General features: G+C 71.0%; 21 protein-coding genes. 12 read left to right on the plus strand and 9 right to left on the minus strand.

Annotated features, from left to right (window positions below; all coding sequences use genetic code 11):
* The first annotated feature begins 105 nt into the window (after positions 1-105).
* The gene (locus IO30_RS0119805) at positions 106-696 is read left to right on the plus strand and encodes an N-acetylmuramoyl-L-alanine amidase (RefSeq protein ID WP_031144839.1); all 591 of its coding nucleotides are present in this window, start codon (positions 106-108) and stop codon (positions 694-696) included.
* Positions 697-806: 110 nt separating this feature from the next.
* Here the strand turns inward: IO30_RS0119805 and IO30_RS0119810 are convergent, their stop codons facing one another.
* Positions 807-1541: a hypothetical protein gene (locus IO30_RS0119810; RefSeq protein ID WP_037894608.1), complete on the minus strand. Its 735-nt coding sequence runs from the start codon at positions 1539-1541 to the stop codon at positions 807-809.
* A gap of 160 nt (positions 1542-1701) precedes the next feature.
* On the opposite strand from IO30_RS0119810, the gene IO30_RS0119815 reads away from it, so the two are divergent.
* The 3 genes from IO30_RS0119815 to IO30_RS0119825 are packed head-to-tail and all read left to right on the plus strand — an operon-like array spanning position 1702 to position 3093.
* Positions 1702-1902 carry a hypothetical protein gene (locus IO30_RS0119815; protein WP_051902427.1) on the plus strand — a complete coding sequence of 67 codons (201 nt, stop codon included), beginning with the start codon at positions 1702-1704 and terminating at the stop codon, positions 1900-1902.
* The gene (locus IO30_RS0119820) at positions 1899-2126 is read left to right on the plus strand and encodes a DUF7848 domain-containing protein (RefSeq protein WP_031144843.1); all 228 of its coding nucleotides are present in this window, start codon (positions 1899-1901) and stop codon (positions 2124-2126) included. The genes IO30_RS0119815 and IO30_RS0119820 overlap by 4 nt, the downstream gene beginning before the upstream one ends.
* A 58-nt stretch (positions 2127-2184) precedes the next feature.
* A complete protein-coding gene (locus IO30_RS0119825) occupies positions 2185-3093 on the plus strand; it encodes a 1-aminocyclopropane-1-carboxylate deaminase/D-cysteine desulfhydrase (protein WP_031144844.1) in 909 nt (302 codons plus the stop codon).
* Positions 3094-3135: 42 nt separating this feature from the next.
* On the opposite strand, the gene IO30_RS0119830 is transcribed toward IO30_RS0119825, so the two are convergent.
* Complete coding sequence (locus tag IO30_RS0119830) at positions 3136-4713, minus strand: Na+/H+ antiporter (RefSeq protein ID WP_031144845.1); 1578 nt, start codon at positions 4711-4713, stop codon at positions 3136-3138.
* Between the two features lie 53 nt (positions 4714-4766).
* On the opposite strand from IO30_RS0119830, the gene IO30_RS43650 reads away from it, so the two are divergent.
* The 3 genes from IO30_RS43650 to IO30_RS0119840 all read left to right on the plus strand — a co-directional run bounded on the left by IO30_RS43650 (position 4767) and on the right by IO30_RS0119840 (position 6675).
* Positions 4767-5027, plus strand: coding sequence for a UBP-type zinc finger domain-containing protein (locus tag IO30_RS43650; protein WP_078903721.1), 261 nt, complete (start codon positions 4767-4769; stop codon positions 5025-5027).
* Positions 5028-5239: 212 nt separating this feature from the next.
* A complete protein-coding gene (locus tag IO30_RS0119835) occupies positions 5240-5653 on the plus strand; it encodes an ATP-binding protein (protein ID WP_030153599.1) in 414 nt (137 codons plus the stop codon).
* A gap of 17 nt (positions 5654-5670) precedes the next feature.
* Entirely contained in the window at positions 5671-6675 is a 1005-nt protein-coding gene (locus IO30_RS0119840; protein WP_078903720.1) for an RNA polymerase sigma factor SigF, read from the plus strand.
* A gap of 156 nt (positions 6676-6831) precedes the next feature.
* Here IO30_RS0119840 and IO30_RS0119845 read toward each other — a convergent pair whose 3' ends face one another.
* The gene (locus IO30_RS0119845; RefSeq protein WP_031144848.1) at positions 6832-7287 is read right to left on the minus strand and encodes a hypothetical protein; all 456 of its coding nucleotides are present in this window, start codon (positions 7285-7287) and stop codon (positions 6832-6834) included.
* An 83-nt stretch (positions 7288-7370) separates the two neighbouring features.
* Between IO30_RS0119845 and IO30_RS0119850 the strand changes: the two genes are divergently transcribed.
* Both IO30_RS0119850 and IO30_RS0119855 read left to right on the plus strand, forming a co-directional pair.
* The gene (locus IO30_RS0119850; protein ID WP_031144849.1) at positions 7371-8336 is read left to right on the plus strand and encodes a diacylglycerol/lipid kinase family protein; all 966 of its coding nucleotides are present in this window, start codon (positions 7371-7373) and stop codon (positions 8334-8336) included.
* Between the two features lie 320 nt (positions 8337-8656).
* Positions 8657-8914 (plus strand): WhiB family transcriptional regulator, encoded by a 258-nt coding sequence (locus IO30_RS0119855; protein ID WP_003953983.1) that lies wholly within the window; start codon positions 8657-8659, stop codon positions 8912-8914.
* A 179-nt stretch (positions 8915-9093) separates the two neighbouring features.
* Here IO30_RS0119855 and IO30_RS0119860 read toward each other — a convergent pair whose 3' ends face one another.
* Together IO30_RS0119860 and IO30_RS0119865 are read right to left on the minus strand one after the other, a co-directional pair.
* Positions 9094-10563 (minus strand): sensor histidine kinase, encoded by a 1470-nt coding sequence (locus tag IO30_RS0119860; RefSeq protein WP_031144850.1) that lies wholly within the window; start codon positions 10561-10563, stop codon positions 9094-9096.
* A gap of 372 nt (positions 10564-10935) precedes the next feature.
* Positions 10936-11529 carry a TetR/AcrR family transcriptional regulator gene (locus IO30_RS0119865; RefSeq protein WP_031144851.1) on the minus strand — a complete coding sequence of 198 codons (594 nt, stop codon included), beginning with the start codon at positions 11527-11529 and terminating at the stop codon, positions 10936-10938.
* Between the two features lie 85 nt (positions 11530-11614).
* Between IO30_RS0119865 and IO30_RS0119870 the strand changes: the two genes are divergently transcribed.
* Both IO30_RS0119870 and nagB read left to right on the plus strand, forming a co-directional pair.
* Entirely contained in the window at positions 11615-12376 is a 762-nt protein-coding gene (locus tag IO30_RS0119870; protein WP_031144852.1) for an SDR family oxidoreductase, read from the plus strand.
* A 141-nt stretch (positions 12377-12517) separates the two neighbouring features.
* Positions 12518-13303: a glucosamine-6-phosphate deaminase gene (nagB, locus tag IO30_RS0119875; RefSeq protein ID WP_031144854.1), complete on the plus strand. Its 786-nt coding sequence runs from the start codon at positions 12518-12520 to the stop codon at positions 13301-13303.
* Positions 13304-13377: 74 nt separating this feature from the next.
* On the opposite strand, the gene IO30_RS0119880 is transcribed toward nagB, so the two are convergent.
* From IO30_RS0119880 to IO30_RS0119895, 4 genes are all read right to left on the minus strand, one after another.
* Positions 13378-14856 (minus strand): glycoside hydrolase family 3 protein, encoded by a 1479-nt coding sequence (locus IO30_RS0119880; RefSeq protein WP_031144855.1) that lies wholly within the window; start codon positions 14854-14856, stop codon positions 13378-13380.
* Positions 14857-14862: 6 nt separating this feature from the next.
* Positions 14863-15666, minus strand: coding sequence for a carbohydrate ABC transporter permease (locus IO30_RS0119885; RefSeq protein WP_031144857.1), 804 nt, complete (start codon positions 15664-15666; stop codon positions 14863-14865).
* Between the two features lie 95 nt (positions 15667-15761).
* Entirely contained in the window at positions 15762-16787 is a 1026-nt protein-coding gene (locus IO30_RS0119890) for a carbohydrate ABC transporter permease (RefSeq protein ID WP_031144858.1), read from the minus strand.
* A 127-nt stretch (positions 16788-16914) separates the two neighbouring features.
* Positions 16915-18195: an extracellular solute-binding protein gene (locus IO30_RS0119895; protein ID WP_031144859.1), complete on the minus strand. Its 1281-nt coding sequence runs from the start codon at positions 18193-18195 to the stop codon at positions 16915-16917.
* A 289-nt stretch (positions 18196-18484) separates the two neighbouring features.
* Between IO30_RS0119895 and IO30_RS0119900 the strand changes: the two genes are divergently transcribed.
* Entirely contained in the window at positions 18485-19249 is a 765-nt protein-coding gene (locus tag IO30_RS0119900; protein WP_031144861.1) for a GntR family transcriptional regulator, read from the plus strand.
* Positions 19250-19345 lie beyond the last annotated feature (96 nt).

Below are 19345 nucleotides of genomic sequence, written 5' to 3' on the forward strand. Positions count from 1 at the left end.
GGCCGAATAACGCCCTAGCCCCGGAAGGGCCGCCTCCGTTAAACCGGAGTGTGACGACACGGACACAGAGGGTGTTCGTCGCGCACCGCAACGAAGGAGGCGGCCATGGCCGCACCCATGTCCGCGGACCGTTTCATCCACGCCCTGCGGAACGAGGGCCTGACCGTCGTCGAGGTCGGTGCCTGGCGCACCCACAACCGCAACCACAAGGGCCCCTGGGGCCCGGTCCACGGGGTGATGATCCACCACACCGTCACCCGCGGCACCGCCTCCACCGTGGCGCTCTGCCGCAACGGCGACTCCGCCCTGCCCGGGCCGCTCTGCCACGGCGTCATCACCAAGGACGGCCGGGTCCACCTGGTCGGCTACGGCCGCGCCAACCACGCGGGCTCCGGCGACGCCGACGTACTGCGGGCCGTGATCGCCGAGAAGCGGCTCCCGCCGGACGACCGCGCGGGCACCGACGGCAACCGCCACTTCTACGGCTTCGAGTGCGAGAACCTCGGCGACGGCAAGGACCCGTGGCCGGCGGTCCAGCTCGACGCGATCGCCCGCGCGGCGGCCGCGCTGTGCCGGACCCACGGCTGGACGGCCCGCTCCGTGATCGGCCACCTGGAATGGCAGCCCGGCAAGATCGACCCCCGCGGCTTCACGATGGACGCCATGCGCGCCCGCGTGGGCGAACGCCTGAAGTGACCCGCAGGGCCGCGGGGGCCCACCCCATCCCCCGCGGCCCTGCCGACCCCACGGCCACACGGCTCACCCGGGATACGGCGCGCACCCGGTCCGGGCCACGGGGCTCGGGGTCACGCTCCGGCGACGGGGGTCGCCCGTTCCCACAGCTCCTCGGCGTGTTCCGCGAAGCGGTCGAACATCCCTCGGTCGCCCTGCCTGCGCAGGTGCAGCATCGGGGAGTCGTGCCCGATGACCCGGGCCAGGTGCGGCGTCACCAGCGCCTCGTGGTCGAACCGGAAGACGCTGAGCCCGACGTGGTTCACGGCGTCGGAGGGTGCGCTGAACCGCGCCTCCAGACGGTCGAGCGGGCCGAGCCGCGCCAGGTGCTCCAGAGTGATCCTGATCCGCGTGGAGACGGTGAGGGCGGCCGCCTCGACCACCTCGCGCTGCCGGGTGACCTCTCCGCCCGGGTCTCCGATGAGGAACCGCACGCGGCAGCCGTTCACCGCCTTCCGCCTGACGATGCCCGCGAAATCGGGGACCTGGGTCCAGAAGAAGTAGCTCGTGTACCCCGCGAGGAACATGTCCGTCGTGCAGTCCTCCGCCAGCCTGGCCCACACGGTGGACGGGCAGGCGGACCGGTACGGGTACGCGCGCACCAGCTCACGGTCACTGCCGACCTTGACTCGGGTGGTGACGGCCTCCGGCCAGATCATGTGTTCGTCCACTCCCAACACCCGGCACGTGTCGTGCCGGTTTCGCGCGTGCGGCGTGAGCGCCCCGTCCGCGATCCAGCGTTCCACGCTCTTCACGGTCACACCCACCCGGGCCGCCAACTGCCGGGGATTGACGTGGGCTTCGTCCATAGCGGCACGCAGGGCGGTGTTCAAGGCCTCCCCCAGGGACGTTTGGGCTTCCTCGCAGCGTACTGACGGACTTCTCAGCCGTCCCGGCAATGGAGCGGATACGTCCCGAAGGGTGGCCGACCATCGCACCGAGTGACAGCGGCAGACAGGGGAGAGCGGCATGGTGCGGGGAATGTGGCAACAGGTCGAGCAGCGTGATCCGTTCCCGGTGCGCAACCCCGGCCCGGCGGACCCGGGCTGCGACGTGTGCGGGGCGCTGGTCGCGCAGCGGGCGGATCACTACCGGCTGGGGGACCTCTCGGGGGTCGTGGACTGCAACGTCGAGATCCGGCGGCATCCGCACGCGGAGGAAGGCCGATGACCCGTGCCCTGTTCCGGTACGTGCCCCACACGATCCGGCATGCCCCCGAGGGTGGGGTGATCTTCGAAGCGTTCTGCGTGGCCTACGGCTGCGGGGCCGAATCCGGCGCGCATCCCGATCAGGCGGGGGCCCAGGACTGGGCGCTCGCCCACGCCGGGCGCACCGGGCACGGCCTGTTCCGGCGGGTTGTCACGGACCACGGCCGGGTCTCCCGCGGCGCGTAGGGCCCGGGGGGCCGTGTGCGACGGCGCGGGCGGGGGCGGGGCGGATCACAATGGACGGGTGAACCGTCCCCCGAACCCCGACGTGCTGTTGCAGCCGCGTCCGCCGTCGCCGCTCCAGGAGGTCCGCGACGAGCGGTTCGACGGGTACGGCGTACGGCTGCTGCTCAAGCGGGACGACCTCGTGCACCCGGAGCTGCCCGGCAACAAGTGGCGCAAGCTCGCGCCGAACCTGCGGGCCGCGGTGGCGGCCGGGCACGACGGGCTCGTCACCTTCGGCGGGGCCTACTCCAACCACCTGCGGGCCACCGCCGCCGCCGGGCGGCTGCTGGGCCTGCGGACGGTGGGCGTCGTACGCGGCGACGAGCTCGCCGGGCGGCCCCTGAACGACTCCCTCGCCCGGTGCGCGGCGGACGGCATGCGCCTGCACTTCGTGTCCCGGTCCGACTACCGCCGCAAGGCCGAGCCGCAGGTGCTCGCGCAGCTCGTCGACGCGGCGGGCGCGAGCGGCGCGTACGTCGTCCCCGAGGGCGGCAGCAACGCGCTCGCCCTGCGGGGGTGCGCGGAGCTGGGCCGCGAGCTGCGCGGGCGGGCGAACGTGGCGGCCGTGGCCTGCGGCACCGGCGGCACCCTGGCGGGCCTGGCGGCCGGGCTCGGCCCCGGGCAGCGGGCGCTGGGCGTACCGGTCCTGGCGGGCGGTTTCCTCGGCCCGGAGATACGTTCCCTCCAGGCCCTCGCCTTCGGCGGCCCGGCGGGTGAGTGGAGCCTGGCGGAGGACTTCCACCACGGCGGCTACGCACGGGTCCCGCCCGCCCTGGAGGCCTTCGCCGCGGACTTCGAGGACCGTCACCGCCTCCCGGTGGAGCGGATCTACGTGGCCAAGCTGCTCTGGGCGCTGACCCGGCTCACCGCCTGCGGCACCTTCCCGCACGGCACCGTCCTGGCCGCCGTCGTCACGGGCCGCCCCTGACCCGGCCGCCCCCGCCCAGCAGGGCCGGGGGCCGGGGAGCGGTCAGCCCTCCTCGCGGTAGGCGGCCGCCTCCTCCAGGTCGAGCCTGCGCAGCAGCGCCCGCAGCATCTCGTCGTCGATGCGGCGGCGGTCGCGCAGCGAGACGAACACCTCCCGTTCGGCGGCGATCATCTCGCGGGACAGGCGCCGGTAGACCTCGTCCGCCGATTCGCCGGTGACCGGGTTGACCTCGCCCAGGCGCTCCCACACCGCGTTGCGGCGCCGCTCCATGACGGTCCGGAGCCGGTCCGTCAGGGGCGGCGGGAGGCTGTTCTCCGGTTCCTCCAGCAGCTCCGTCAGCCGCTCGTCCGCCGCCCGCGAGGCCTCGCTCTGCGCCTGCGCCTCGGCGAGGGTCTCGGCCTGCACGTCCCGCGGCGGCAGCTTCAGCGCCCTGATCAGCATCGGCAGGGTCAGCCCCTGCACCACCAGGGTGGCGATGACCGTGGTGAAGGTCAGGAAGAGGATCAGGTTCCGGTGCGGCACGGACATCGGCACGGAGAAGGCGATGGCCAGCGAGACCACCCCGCGCATGCCCGCCCAGCCCACGATCACCGGGGCCCGCCAGTCGGTCTCCGGCTCCCGTCTGCGGACCCGCTGCGACAGCCAGCGCGGCAGGAACGTCGCGGGGAACACCCACAGGTAGCGGGCGACCACCACCGCGAGGAACACCGCCACCGCGTACCAGGCGGCGACCACGCCCTCGTACTCCCCCAGCCCCTTGAGGACCACCGGCAGCTGGAGTCCGATCAGCGCGAAGACCACGGATTCCAGGATGAAGGCGACCATCCGCCACACGGCCTCCTCCTGGAGCCGGGTGGCGAAGTCGACCTGCCAGTTCCGGTGCCCGATGTACAGGGCCACCACGACGACGGCCAGCACTCCGGAGGCGTGCACCCGCTCGGCCACCGCGTACGCCACGAAGGGGATCAGCAGCGACAGGGTGTTCTGGAGCAGGGGCTCCTTCAGGCGCGTGCGCAGGTGGTGGATCGGCACCATCAGCAGCAGGCCCACCCCGACCCCGCCCACCGAGGCCAGCAGGAACTCCGCGATCCCGCCCGCCCAGCCCGCGCCGACCCCGACCGCGGCGGCGAGGGCCACCTTGTAGGCGGTGATGGCCGTCGCGTCGTTGACGAGGGACTCCCCCTGCAGGATGGTCGTGATCCGGTGGGGCAGTCCGAGTTTGCGGGCGATCGCGGTAGCCGCCACGGCGTCGGGCGGCGCGACCACCGCGCCGAGCACCAGCGCCACGGGCAGCGACAGCCCCGGGACCAGCAGGTACGCCGCGTACCCGACGGCGAGGGTCGCGAAGAGCACGTAGCCCACCGACAGCAGCGCGATGGGCCTGATGTTCGCCCGCAGGTCCAGGTACGAACTGTCCACGGCGGCCGTGTGCAGCAGCGGCGGGAGCAGCAGCGGCAGCACGATGTGCGGGTCGAGGACGTACGTCGGCACGCCCGGGAGGTACCCCGCGATCAGTCCGGCCGCGACCAGCAGCAGGGGCGCCGGCACCGGTGTCCGGCGGGCCAGTCCCGCGACGGCCGCGCTGCCGGCCACCAGCGCGACCAGCGTCAATACCTCCATCGAAGCCATCCTCCTCCGTCGTGCGCCCGCTCCCGCGTCGTACGCTCGTCATCATGAGCGAGTGCACGCACGTTGCCGAACTGCCGCGCCCCGAGCCGGCCCCTGCTGCCCAGACTTGCCCTGAATGTCTCGCAGTCGGCAGCCATCCCGTGCAGTTGCGGCTCTGCCTCTGGTGCGGACACGTGGCGTGCTGCGACTCTTCTCCCCTGAAGCACGCCACGGCGCACCACCGGGAGACGGGTCATCCGGTGATGCGCAGCTTCGAACCGGGCGAGACGTGGCGCTGGTGTTTTGTCGACGGTTCGATCGTCTGAGCCGGGGTAGATCAACCCTCCGCCGGTTCCCCCGATTTGGGCCCGCAGACCTCTAGCCACTGTGCGTACCCGTGGGCTTACCATCAGTCACCGGGTGGAACTCGGCCGGTCCGGGCACTCCAAGCGGGTGCCATGAGGGGTGCCGCGACACGATCGCCCGGATCGCGATAGCGTCACCGGCGAACAGAGCTCGTACCACCTTGGAGGTGAGGGTGTCCCAGATCGCAGGCGAGCCCGGGACCCAGGACTTCGTGGAAGTCCGGCTGCCCGCTGCGGGTGCCTACCTGTCGGTGCTGCGGACGGCAACCGCCGGTCTTGCAGCACGTTTGGACTTCACTCTCGACGAGATCGAGGACCTCCGCATCGCGGTGGACGAGGCCTGCGCGATCCTGCTCCAGCAGGCCGTGCCGGGCTCCGTCCTCAGCTGCGTCTTCCGGCTGGTGGACGATTCGCTGGAGGTGACCGTCTCGGCGCCGACCACGGACGGCCGTGCGCCGGAACGCGACACGTTCGCCTGGACCGTCCTGTCGGCGCTGGCCGGCAAGGTCGAGTCGACGGTCGAGGAGGACCGGACGGTGAGCATCAGTCTCTACAAACAGCGCGGCGCGGGACCAGGCCCGGCGTGAGCGGCGGGGAGATCCCGGTGCGGGGCGGGGATCGGCCCCGGGTACGGCACGAGGTCGACGGCGGCATCCCGGAGCAGCAGCACGCCCGGCCGCACCCGGCTGACGCGGATGCGGAAGACGGCTTTTTGGACTCGGCGGAGCGACGGGCGGGCCCTATGAGCGAGAACCAGCACGACCAACCACAGCCACCGGTACCACCTGCCGAGGAGGCCGCTGCCACGGCCCCGCCGGCGCCGGTGTTCCAGGCGGCCCCGGCGCTGCCGGATCCGCGCGACCGGAGCGGCGCGCGGGCCCTGTTCATCGAGCTCCGGGCGCTGCCCGACGGCTCGGTGGAGAAGGCGGAGCTGCGCAACCGCCTGGTGCGGATGCACCTGCCGCTGGTCGAGCACCTGGCCCGGCGGTTCCGCAACCGCGGGGAGCCGCTGGACGACCTGACCCAGGTGGCGACGATCGGCCTGATCAAGTCGGTGGACCGGTTCGACCCGGACCGGGGGGTGGAGTTCTCCACCTACGCCACCCCGACGGTGGTCGGCGAGATCAAACGGCACTTCCGGGACAAGGGCTGGGCGGTCCGGGTGCCGCGGCGTCTGCAGGAGCTGCGGCTCTCGCTGACGACGGCCACCGCGGAGCTGTCGCAGCAGCACGGCCGCTCGCCCACCGTGCACGAGCTCGCGGAGCGGCTCGGGATCTCCGAGGAGGAGGTGCTGGAGGGGCTGGAATCGGCCAATGCCTACAGCACGCTCTCGCTGGACGTCCCGGACACGGACGACGAGTCCCCGGCGGTGGCGGACACCCTGGGTGCTGAGGACGAGGCCCTGGAGGGCGTCGAGTACCGCGAGTCCCTCAAGCCCCTGCTGGAGGGGCTGCCGCCCCGGGAGAAGCGGATCTTGCTGCTCCGGTTCTTCGGCAACATGACCCAGTCGCAGATCGCGCAGGAGGTGGGCATCTCCCAGATGCACGTCTCGCGCCTGCTGGCCCGCACCCTGGCCCAGCTCCGCGAGAAGCTCCTCGTCGAGGAGTGAGCCGAGGGGCGCCGCGGGGCGCCTCGGGGAGTGGGGGCGGACGGGCCGCATGAGCACGTACGCCCTCACGACGCCCTCACGAGCCGGCGCCCCGGAGACGGACACGGGGCGGACGGACCAAGGCGCGGACCAAGGCGCGGACTAAGAGGCGGACGACTAAGAGGCGGACACCCCGACGCCCAGGGCCTCGGTCGCCTTCGGGTTCAGGAGCAGGGCCGCGACCGCCACCGCAGACACGGCCAGCGCCGCACCCGCAACGGCCATCAGCCCGCCGCTGCCGAACAGGGTCCAGGCCACCGGCAGCGCCATCAGCTGGGTGATCAGGGCCGGCCCGCGGCTCCAGCGGCGGCCCAGCCGCAGTCCGCGGGCCGCGACCAGCGGCACCGCGGCGAGCGCGAGGAGGGTGACCCCGCCCGTCGCGGCCATCTGTACGGACTCGGGGTCGCCCACGACGGCGGTCACCAGCATGTAGACGGCGAGACCCGCCACCACCAGGCCCTGGAGGCCGGTGAGCACCGCGGCGGCGGTCAGCCGGCCGGGCAGCGCACCGGTCCCGGCGGCGTCGGGGGCGGGGGCGTTCGCGCGGGCGCTCTGGGGCTGCTTCTCACTCACCCGAGCAGCGTAGCCGCCCGCCCCCGGCCCGGAGGGGACGGGCAGTAGAGTCGCCGCGCGAAGGGGTGGGTAGTCTGGCGCACATGCGTGCACTTCTCGTGGCCAACCCAGCAGCGACGACCACCAGTGCGCGCACGCGCGACGTCCTCGTACACGCCCTGGCCAGCGAAATGAAGCTGGAGGCGGTCACCACCGAGTACCGCGGGCACGCCAAGGACCTGGGCCGCAAGGCCGCGCACGAGGGTCTGGACCTCGTCGTGGCACTGGGCGGCGACGGCACGGTCAACGAGGTGGTCAACGGGCTGCTGCACAACGGGCCCGATCCGGAGCGGCTGCCCCGCCTGGCGGTGGTCCCCGGCGGCTCCACCAATGTGTTCGCACGGGCCCTCGGCCTGCCCAACGACGCGGTCGAGGCGACCGGCGCCCTGCTGGACGCACTGCGGGAGCAGCGCGAGCGGACGGTCGGCCTGGGTCTGGCGGCGGGCACCCCGGGCACGGAGGACGAGTCGGTCCCGGCGCGCTGGTTCACCTTCTGCGCGGGCTTCGGCTTCGACGCGGGTGTGGTGGGGCGGGTCGAGCAGCAGCGGGAGCGCGGCAAGCGTTCGACGCACGCACTGTACGTACGACAGCTGATGCGGCAGTTCTGGGAGGAACCGAACCGCCGGCACGGCACGGTCACGCTGGAGCGGCCCGGCGCGGATCCGGTGACGGATCTGGTGCTGTCGATAGTGTGCAACACCTCGCCGTGGACGTTCCTGGGCAATCGTCCGCTTTACGCCTCTCCGGAGGCGTCGTTCGATACTGCGCTTGACGTACTGGCCCTCAACCGTTTGTCAACTCCGGCGGTCGCTCGGTACGCGACACAGCTCCTGACCTCCACTCCTGAGCGCGGTCCGCACGGCAAGCACGCGGTGTCTCTGCACGATTTGACCGACTTCACCTTGCATTCGAAGGTTCCCCTTCCCTTCCAGATGGACGGCGACCACCTCGGACTGCGCACCAGCGTTCGGTTCACAGGCGTACGCCGGGCACTGCGTGTGATTGTGTGAGTGGAAGGGCCCAAAGTCCTTTCACTCGAACGTTTACACGTCGGTCCACCCCCAGGAAGTAGGGCTGTGACCTAGTCGACACCGACGAATCAAAAAAAACTTTCCGGAAGGGGTTGTATCCCCGTCCGAGGTTTGCGAATCTCTACATGGCGATCGGGACAGCCCGCAGCACCCGGCACCCACACAGACCGCCAGAACCCCTCCACGAATCACGGACCTCCACCAGGAAACTGGGCGGTCGCCCTTCCCTCACGGGGGGATTCGTGAAAGCGTTCACATTCACAAGCAACCTGCCCGCAATACAAGGAGATGGAGCAGCCATGGACTGGCGTCACAACGCCGTTTGTCGTGAGGAAGACCCGGAACTCTTCTTCCCCATCGGCAACACCGGTCCTGCGCTGCTGCAGATCGAGGAAGCCAAGGCCGTCTGCCGCCGCTGCCCCGTCATGGAGCAGTGCCTGCAGTGGGCGCTCGAGTCCGGTCAGGACTCCGGTGTCTGGGGCGGTCTCAGCGAGGACGAGCGCCGCGCAATGAAGCGCCGCGCCGCTCGCAACCGGGCGCGCAACGCCAGCGCCTGACAACGACTTTCGAGCCTCGACGCAGCGCGTAGTACCCCATTAAGCGCTAGGCAACGTGCTCTTGGACCCCGGACCGAAAACCATTCGGTCCGGGGTTCAGTGCTGTCCGGACCCTTGCGGAGAAGCCGTTCGGTCACCGTGCGTGACCGGCCGGGCGGGCGCCCGGACTGCTCCGCGGACTACTTCTGGGGGCTGGACGGTATGTCGAGGACGACCTTGGTGCCGCGCGGCTGGGCCCGGACCATGTCGAACGTACCGCCGAGCTCTCCCTCCACGAGGGTGCGGACGATCTGCAGTCCGAGGTTGCCGGCCCGCTGCGGGTCGAAGCCCTCGGGCAGACCGCAGCCGTCGTCCAGCACCGTGATCATCAGCCGGGCGTCCGCGCGGCCGGTGCCGGTGCGGGTCGCGGACACCTCGACGGTGCCGCCCTCCCCCGCCGTGAAGGCGTGCTCCAGGGCGTTCTGGAGGATCTCGGTCAGCACCATGGACAGCGGAGTGGCGACCTCCGCGTCCAGGATCCCGAAGCGTCCGGTGCGCCGGCACTGCACCTTGCCGGGGGAGATCTCCGCGACCATCGCGATCACGCGGTCGGCGATCTCGTCGAACTCGACCCGCTCGTCCAGGTTCTGAGAGAGCGTCTCGTGCACGATCGCGATCGATCCCACGCGGCGCACGGCTTCATTGAGCGCCTCGCGGCCGTTCTCCGAATCCATCCGCCGGGCCTGGAGCCGCAGGAGGGCCGCCACCGTCTGGAGGTTGTTCTTCACCCGGTGGTGGATCTCCCGGATGGTCGCGTCCTTGGTGATCAATTCGCGTTCGCGACGGCGCAGTTCCGTGACGTCGCGGCACAGCACCAGGGATCCGATCCGGATCCCCTTCGGCTTCAGCGGGATGGCGCGCAGCTGGATGACCCCGCCGTTGCCCTCGACCTCGGTCTCCCGCGGGGCCCAGCCGCTGGCCAGCTTGACCAGGGCCTCGTCCACCGGGCCCCGGGACGGGGCGAGTTCCGTGGTGGTGTCGCCGAGGTGCTGGCCCACCAGGTCGGAGGCGAGGCCGAGGCGGTGGTAGGCGGAGAGCGCGTTCGGCGAGGCGTAGGTGACCACGCCGTCGGCGTCGAGGCGGATCAGTCCGTCCCCGACGCGCGGGGAGGCGTCCATGTCGACCTGCTGGCCGGGGAAGGGGAAGGAACCCGCCGCGATCATCTGGGCCAGGTCGGAGGCGGACTGGAGGTAGGTCAGCTCCAGCCGGCTCGGTGTACGCACAGTGAGCAGGTTGGTGTTGCGTGCGATCACGCCCAGTACCCGGCCCTCGCGGCGCACGGGGATCGACTCGACGCGCACGGGCACCTCCTCGCGCCATTCCGGGTCGCCCTCGCGCACGATCCGGCCCTCGTCGAGGGCGGCGTCGAGCAGCGGGCGGCGGCCGCGCGGCACCAGGTGGCCGACCATGTCGTCCTGGTACGAGGTGGGGCCGGTGTTCGGGCGCATCTGCGCGACCGAGACGTACCGCGTGCCGTCGAGGGTGGGCACCCACAGCACGAGGTCGGCGAAGGAGAGGTCGGAGAGCAGCTGCCACTCCGAGACCAGCAGGTGGAGCCACTCCAGTTCGGTTTCACTGAGAGCGGTGTGCTGGCGGACGAGGTCGTTCATGGAGGGCACGTTGCGAGCGTACCCCGGGTACGGCGCATGACTTTCCCCACGGGAATACCCAGGAGTATCCAGGAAGCCCACGGGCCGCGTACTGTTGGAGGAAGTGACGGGAGTACGGGCCCGGTCATTGGATAGACAGAACAGATTGGTCTAGTCCACAATTGAGTAAAGCTTCCGCCCTCCCCGCACAGGAGGACGGATCGAGGTAAGCCGCGCGCTCTGCCCTGACCGCGCAGGCACCTCCCAAACGGCCGCCGGGCACCGCACACCCGACGGCCGGAAGTACTCCGGGCTACGGTGCCGGGCGGGCTGAGGGTCCCGCCTTGCACCGTGGCCCAGAGGAATCCCCGGAGCCGGTCCGCGCTCCCGCCCTCACTGCGGCCAGGCCAGCACGGCCCGCCGTGCGAGTGCCTCCAACTCCTCCCGGCTCGCCCCGTCCCGCGACTGCTGGGACATCCCCTGCAGCACGGCCGCGGTGTAGCGCGCCAGCGCCCGTACGCCGGTGTCCGCGGGCAGCACCCCGGCGGCCACGTCCGCCGCGATCCGGGTCTCGAACATCGCCATGGTGGCCTCGCGCCGCTCGCGCAGGGCCTCGGCCACCTCCCGCGAGGTCGTGTTCACCGCCGCGTTGATCACCATGCAGCCCCGCGGGTGGGCCGGGTCGGTGTAGATCTCCGCCGCCTCGCGCAGCACCCGCTCCACCGCAGCGCGGGCGGTCGGCTCCTCGGCGAGCGCCACGGTCGCGAAGTGCGCGTACCGGCCTCCGTAGACCACGACGACCTCGTCGAAGAGCTTGCGCTTGTCACCGAAGGCCGCGTAGAGGCTGGGCGCCCCGATCCCCAGGGCGGCGGTCAGCTCGGCGATGGAGGTCGCCTCGTAGCCGTGCTCCCAGAAGGTGAGCATCGCCTTGTCGAGGGCGGCGTCACGGTCGAAGGAGCGGGGCCTGCCGCGCTGTCCTGTCACCATGCGCGAATTCTATATCGACCGCTAGCGAATCTGGTACGGTCCCTTTCTGTAGCGGTCACTAGTCATTTCGAAGGGGAGGTGCGCCATGGGCGTGCTCGAAGGACGTACGGCACTGGTCACGGGCGGCAGCCGGGGCATCGGGCGGGCCGTGGCAGAGCGGCTGGCGCGGGACGGCGCGCTGGTCGCCGTGCACTACGGCCGGGACGCGGCGGCGGCCGCGGAGACGGTGTCGGCGATCGAGGAGGCCGGTGGCCGGGCCTTCGCCCTCGGGGCCGATCTCGCCGTCCCGGGCGGCGCACAGGCCCTCTGGGCCGCCTACGCGGCGCACCCGGCCCGTACCGAAGGCGTGGACATCCTGGTCAACAACGCGGGGGCGGCGACCTTCGCCGGGATCGAGGACACCGACGAGGAGGCCTACGACCGGGCGCACGCCCTGAACGCCAAGGCGCCGTTCTTCGTGATCCGGCACGGGCTGGCCCGGCTGCGCGACGGCGGCCGGATCGTGAACGTGACCGGCACCCCGCACATCGCCCTGCCCGCGATCCTGGCCACCGTCATGGCCAAGGGCGCGGTGAACGCGCTGAGCACCTCGCTCGCCGCCGAGCTCGCCCCGCGCGGGATCACCGTGAACTCGGTGGGCCCGGGCATCACCGCGACCGATCTGAACGCCGCCCTGCTCGCCGATCCGGCGACCCGGGCCCACCTTGCCTCCCGGTCCGTCTTCCACCGCGTGGGCACGGCCGGGGAGGTCGCGGACGTGGTCGCCTTCCTGGCCTCCCCCGACTCCCGCTGGGTCACGGGCCAGCACCTCGACGCCACCGGAGGCCTGCAGCTGGCGCTCGCCTGACGGCCCCGCACGCGGGGCCCGCCGGGAGGCCGGGGCAGGGGAACGGGATCAGGATGGAAAGCGGCGGGAGCCCTCCGTGAGGCGGCGAGCTCTGCTAGATTGGTCTATACCACATCACCACTCCAGATCGGCAGGCCCCGCGTGGAAGTTGTCATCGTCCCGGACGCCAAGGCAGGCGGCGAGCTCATCGCGGAGGCCATGGCCGCCCTGGTCCGCCGCAAGCCCGAGGCCCTGCTCGGCGTGGCGACCGGCTCTACCCCGCTGCCCATCTACGAGGCCCTGGCCGCCCAGGTCGCCGAAGGCCGGGTGGACGTCTCCAAGGCCCGGATCTGCCAGCTCGACGAGTACGTCGGCCTGCCGGCCGGGCACCCCGAGTCCTACCGCGCCGTGGTGCTGCGCGAGGTCGTCGAGCCCCTCGGCCTGTCCGAGGCCGCCTTCATGGGCCCGGACGGCTCCGCCGAGGACATCGTCGGCGCCTGCGACGCGTACGACCGCGCCCTCGCCGAGGCCGGCGGCGTGGACCTCCAGCTGCTGGGCATCGGCACGGACGGGCACATCGGCTTCAACGAGCCGTGCTCCTCCCTGGCCTCCCGCACCCGCATCAAGACGCTGACGGAGCAGACCCGCGTGGACAACGCGCGCTTCTTCGACAACGACCTGGAGCAGGTGCCGCACCACGTCATCACCCAGGGCATCGGCACCATCCTCGACGCCCGCCACCTGGTCCTGCTGGCCACGGGCGAGGGCAAGGCCGAGGCCGTGGCACAGACCGTGGAGGGCCCGCTCTCCGCACTGGTCCCGGCCTCCGCGCTCCAGCTGCACCGCCACGCGACCGTCGTCGTGGACGAGGCGGCCGCCTCGAAGCTGAAGCTGGCGGACTACTTCCGCCAGACGTACGCCGACAAGCCCGCCTGGCAGGGCCTGTAGCCGTACCGGCGCCGGACACGAGAGAGGGCCGGGCTCCCCTGGGGAGCCCGGCCCTCTCGCCGTACGCCGGACGCCTACGCGCCCGCGATGACCTCGGCTGCGGCGCGGCCGCAGACCGGTGCCGCGCCGTGCGTCGCGATGTGCAGGGCACCGCGCGGCTCGGCGCGCGGCAGGCCCATCTCGACCACGACGGTGTCCGGGCGGGCCGCGACCAGCGCGTCCAGGGCCTCGGCCATCCACGGGTGCCGGTGCGCGTCGCGGACCACCGCGACGACGGTACGCTCCCCCGCGGCCGCCAGGACCTCGGCGGCCGAGGTGCCCTCGGGGTAGACGCCCGAGGCGGTGTCCGGCAGCAGCGCGGTCAGTTCGCCGGCCACGCCCCACGGGGTCTCGTCGCCCACCGCGAAGTTCGCGACGGGGCTGAAGGTGGCCACGTACGGGGCCTCGGTCCGGGCCGCCCGACCGGTGATCACCAGGGCCCGGCGGGCCGCCGTCAGACCGATGTCGGACCCGGCGCCCCGCAGGCCCGCGTCCGGCCGGACCCGGCGGGTCCACTCGGCCAGGGCGCGGACCCGGGCCGCCGCGTCGGCCAGCCGCTCCTCGGGGAGCGTGCCCTCGCGCACGGCCGCGACCAGCGCGTCGCGCAGCTGCAGGACGGTGCCCTCGTCGGCGAGCCCGCCGCCCACGCAGATCGCGTCGGCTCCCGCCGCGATGGCCAGGACGGAGCCGCGCTCGATGCCGTACGTCCCGGCGATGGCGTTCATCTCCATGCCGTCGGTGACGATCAGGCCCTCGTAGCCGAGCTCCTTGCGCAGCAGGCCGGTGAGGATCTGCGGGCTGAGCGTGGCCGGGCGGGTCGGGTCGAGGGAGGGCACCAGGATGTGCGCGCTCATCACGGCCTTGGTGCCGGCCTCGATGGCCGCCTTGAAGGGGATGAGCTCGCGGGCCTGGAGGGTGTCCAGGTCCACGTCGATGCGGGGCAGCGCCTCGTGCGAGTCGACGTTGGTGTCGCCGTGTCCCGGGAAGTGCTTGGTGCACGCGGCGACGCCGGAGGCCTGGAGGCCCTCGACGTACGCGGCGGTGTGCCGGGCGGCGAGCCGGGTGTCGGCGCCGAAGGACCGTACGCCGATGACCGGGTTGTCCGGATTGGAGTTGACGTCCGCGGACGGGGCCCAGTTGAGGTTGACCCCGCACTCGGCCAGGCGGCGGCCCAGCTCGCGGGCCACCTCGCGGGTCAGGGCGGTGTCGTCGACGGCGCCGAGGGCCAGGTTGCCCGGGAAGGACGAGCCGGTGCGGACCTCCAGGCGGGTGACGTCCCCGCCCTCCTCGTCGATGGCGACCAGGAGGTCGTCCCGCTCGCCCCGCAGCTGCGCGGTCAGCGCGGCGAGCTGCTCGGGCGAGGCGATGTTGCGGCCGAAGAGGCCGACGGCGGTGAGGCCCTCGCCGACGAGGCGGAGCACCCAGGCCGGGGCGGTGGTGCCCTCGAAGCCGGGCTGCAGGACGGCGAGCGCGTCGCGGGTCACGGTGTCTGAGCGGTGCGCAAGGACAGTCATGGGCCGTTATCCCTTCACGGCGCCGGCGGTCATGCCGCCGACGGCCTTGCGCTGGAGGAAGACAAAGATCAGCAGGACCGGGACCGCGAAGAGCGAGGACGCGGCCATGGTGGCGCCCCAGTCGTTGCCGAAGGCGCCCTGGAACTCGGTGAGCCAGAGCGGCAGGGTCTGCGCGGACTTGTCCTTGTTCAGGATCAGGACCATGGCGAACTCGTTCCAGGCCGTGATGAACCCGAAGAGCGAGGTGGACATCAGGCCGGGGGCCAGCAACGGGAAGATCACCTTGCGGAAGGCCTGGCCGCGGGTGCAGCCGTCGATCTGGGCGGCCTCCTCCAGGGTCACCGGGACGGCGGCGATGAAGCCGCGCAGGGTCCAGATGGTGAAGGGGAGGATCATCACGAAGTAGATCGCCGTGAGTAGCGGGAGGCTGTTGAGGATCTCGGAGTCGCGGGCGATCAGGTACATCGCGATGACCATGACCTCCCAGGGGGCCATCTGCGCCATCATCACGGCGAGGACCAGGCCCTTGCGGCCCTTGAACTTCAGCCGGGCGATGGCGAAGCTCGCGGCGAGGGCGACGAGCAGGGACAGCACCACGGCTCCGACGGTGACCAGGATGCTGTTGGTCACGTACGTCCAGAACTGGTCGACCCCGGTGGCCTTGGTGAAGTTGTCCAGCGTCGGGGTGAAGACGAAGACCGGGTCCTTGGTGAGGATCTCGCTCGACGGCTTGAGGGCCGAGGAGAACATCCAGTACACGGGGAAGACGAACAGGACGGCCAGCAGCAGGGCGCCGATGTTCTTGGCGATGCCTGCGGGGCGGACCGGCGGGCGGGTGCGGAGCCGTTGCGCGGGCGTGGCCGGGGTTGCGGACGGCGACGCGGGCTTCGGGGCGGTGCTCGTGCTCACTGCTCCTCCTCCTGCTTCAGGATCAGGCGGAAGTAGAAGGACATGACGATCACGAGGATGAGGATCGTCAGGACGGAGATCGCGGCGGCGAGGCCGTAGTGGGCCTGGCTCTGGCCCTCGACGTAGGCGAAGACCGGCAGGATCTCGGAAGCGCGGTCGGGGCCGCCCTTCTTCATGGCGTAGACCTGCGTGAACGCCTTGAAGACCCAGATCACTTCGAGGAACGTCGTGATGAGGAAGAAGGGCTTGAGGTTCGGGAAGACGATCTTCCAGAAGGTCTGCCAGCCGTTGGCGCCGTCCATCCGGGCGGCCTCGTACAGCTCGGCACCGACCGTGGTCAGACCGGCGTACATGTTGAGGGCGACGAAGGGGACGGAGCCCCAGACGACCAGGATCGTGATGATCGTCAGGGTGGAGAGGCCGCTCGCCATCCAGTTGTGCTGGTCGTAGCCGGAGAAGCCGGCCGTGCGCATGACCCAGTTCATGACGCCGAACTGCTCGTCGAACAGCCACTGGAAGACCTGCACGGAGGCGACGATCGGCATGGCCCAGGCCATCACCAGGGCCATCGAGAGGACCAGGCGCATCTTCTTGCCGAGCCGGTTCAGCAGGATCCCGATGAGGCTGCCGATCACCATGATCAGGATGACGTTGGCCAGGGTGAACGCGAAGCTCCGGACCACGACGGTCCAGAAGTTCGAGTCGGTGAGCAGCTCGGTGTAGTTGCTGAAGCCCGCGAAGGGGTACTTCCGCTGGATGAACTCGATCTTGTTGATGTCCTGGAAGGACAGGATCACGTTCTTGATCAGCGGGTACAGCAGCAACGTCGCGAGGGCGAGCACCGCGGGCCCGACGAGCAGGTAGGGCAGCCACCCCGAGGGGAGTGGCTTCCGTCCCCCGCGAGGAGACGTTGGGCTGGGGCCGGCAGCGGTGGCGGTGGCGGGCACCGCGGGCTTTCCGGCGGACTTCAGTGGTGCGTCCTGTGGAGCGCTGGTCGTCGCTCCCTGGGAGTGCACGGTCATGGCGTGGCTTCCTCGCGGTTGACTGTGGAGTCAAATGCGCGACCGGGGGCGCGGCAGGCGACCGGGCGCCTGCCGCACCCCCCGGTGCGTTCACACTGCTGGGTCGTGCGGGTGCTGCGGGGCGGGACTACTTGTTGATGCGCTTCGCGATCTCCGCGTCCGCTGCCGCACCGGCCTTGGCCGGGTCCTCACCGTTCAGGACCTTGGTCATGAACTCCTTGATGGGGTTCGGCTCGGTCTCGACGTTCGCCCAGCCCGCGGTGACCGGGGTGATCTTGCCGTTGAGGCCGGCCTTGGCCATGGCCTCGGCGAAGGAGCCCGCCGGGGCGGCGAAGTTGGCGCCCGCCTGGTTCGGGAGCAGCGCGCCCTTGGTCTCGACGGCGTACTTGGTCATCTGGTCCTTGCCTGCGGCGAGGGCCAGCCACTCCTTGGCGAGCTCCTTGTTCTTGGAGCGCTCGGCGACGGCGAGGTTCGAGCCGCCGAGGAAGACCGTGCCGGACTTGTCGGCGGTCTTGCCCGGGATCGGGAAGTAACCGAAGTCGGCTTCCTTGCCCGCTTCCTTCAGCGCCTTCTCGGCACCGCCGGCCTCCCAGCCGAGACCGATCCAGGACGAGACGCCGCCCTTGGGAACGATGTCGACGGACTGCTGCGGGGTCGCCTCGTCCTTGTCCTTGGGGGCGGTGGAGAAGGACTGGAGCTTCTTGTAGAACTCCATCGCGGAGGCGGCCTGCGGGGTGGCCAGTCCGCCCTTCCACTTGTCGCCGTCCTTCGTGGCGAGCTCGCCGCCCTCGTCCCAGATGAGACCGGCGAGGATGTACCAGCTCTGGCCGGGCAGGTAGATCGGCTGCGAGGCCGGGTCGGCCGCCTTCAGCTTCTCCAGTCCGGCGACCCACTCGTCGCGGGTCTTCGGCGGGGTGACGCCGGCCTTCTCGAAGGCCTTCTTGTCGTAGATGACGACGCGGTTGGCGGCGTACCACGGCGCGGAGTAGAGCTTGCCGTCGACCTCGGCCGAGGCGAGCATGCTCTTCTGCCAGGCGTCGGCGCCGAGCTTGGCCTTGTCCTTCGTCAGATCGGCGAGACCGCCGGTGACCGCGTAACCGGCGGTCTGGGTGTTGCCGAGCTCAAGAACGTCCGGAGGGGAGTTCTCGGAGAGGGCGGTGGTGACCTTCTCCTGGATGCCGGTCCACTTCTGCTCTTCGACCTTGACCGTGACACCGGGGTGCTTGGCCGAGAACTCCTTGTTGACCTCGTCGATCCAGGCCTTCGGCGCGGAACCGTCCATCACCCAGACGGTGATCTCCTTGGGTCCGGCATCGGCCTTCGCCTTGCCGTCCTCGGAGTCCCCACACGCCGCGAGGCCGATAACCATGCCCGCGACTCCAACCGCCGCGATGAGCTTGCGCTTCACGCCACCCTCCTCAGGGATGCCTGCCTGCACTTCCCTTGCCCGCCGCGGTGACATACGCGAAGTACTGCCGTGGGGCCGGGATCTGATCCATATTGGTTTAGACCAGTAACCGGAGCTTGGCCTAGACCTTTAGGGGTGTCAAGGGTCTAATGATCGGGTGCTCGGTCCGTTATCGGACCGACACCTGGGGAGAGAGAAGGCCTGTCCCCCCGCACGTGTCACGATGTGACCGCACATATCGGAGGAGCCGGTGACGGCAGCGAAACTGGAGTCGGGAAGGCGGGCGGCGATGGCCACCGAAGGGGCGATCACAGAGCCGGAAAGCGGGGCAGCCACTCGCACGGCACGCGTACCCAAGTACTACCGACTCAAGCGGCACTTGCTCGACATGACCGAGACACTGCCGCCCGGGACACCCGTACCGCCGGAGCGCACGCTCGCGGCCGAATTCGACACCTCGCGGACCACCGTCCGCCAGGCGCTCCAGGAGCTCGTCGTCGAAGGACGGCTGGAACGGATCCAGGGCAAGGGCACCTTCGTCGCCAAGCCCAAGGTCTCCCAGCCGCTGCAACTCTCCTCCTACACGGAGGACATGCGCGCCCAGGGCCTGGAACCGACCTCCCAGCTCCTGGACATCGGCTACGTGACCGCCGACGACACCCTCGCCGGACTGCTCAAGATCGCCACCGGCGGCCGGGTGCTGCGCATCGAGCGGCTGCGCCTGGCCAGCGGCGAGCCGATGGCCATCGAGACCACCCACCTGTCGGCCAAGCGCTTCCCCGCGCTGCGCCGTTCCCTCGTCAAGTACACCTCTCTCTACACCGCCCTCGCCGAGGTGTACGACGTCCGCCTCGCCGAGGCCGAGGAGACCATCGAGACCTCGCTGGCCACCCCGCGCGAGGCCGGGCTGCTGGGCACCGACGTCGGGCTGCCGATGCTGATGCTCTCCCGCCACTCGCTGGACGCCGACGGCGAACCGGTCGAATGGGTGCGTTCGGTGTACCGCGGGGACCGGTACAAGTTCGTCGCCCGGCTCAAGCGGCCCGCCGTCTGACCTCCGCCCGGATACCGGTATACGGACGGGGTCTTACGTTCAGCGGGTAACCCCCCGTAGATTCCTGCGCTCCACGCAGATGATCGACGAGGGGAC

The organism is Streptomyces xanthophaeus, assembly GCF_000725805.1.
GTDB lineage: Bacteria > Actinomycetota > Actinomycetes > Streptomycetales > Streptomycetaceae > Streptomyces > Streptomyces xanthophaeus.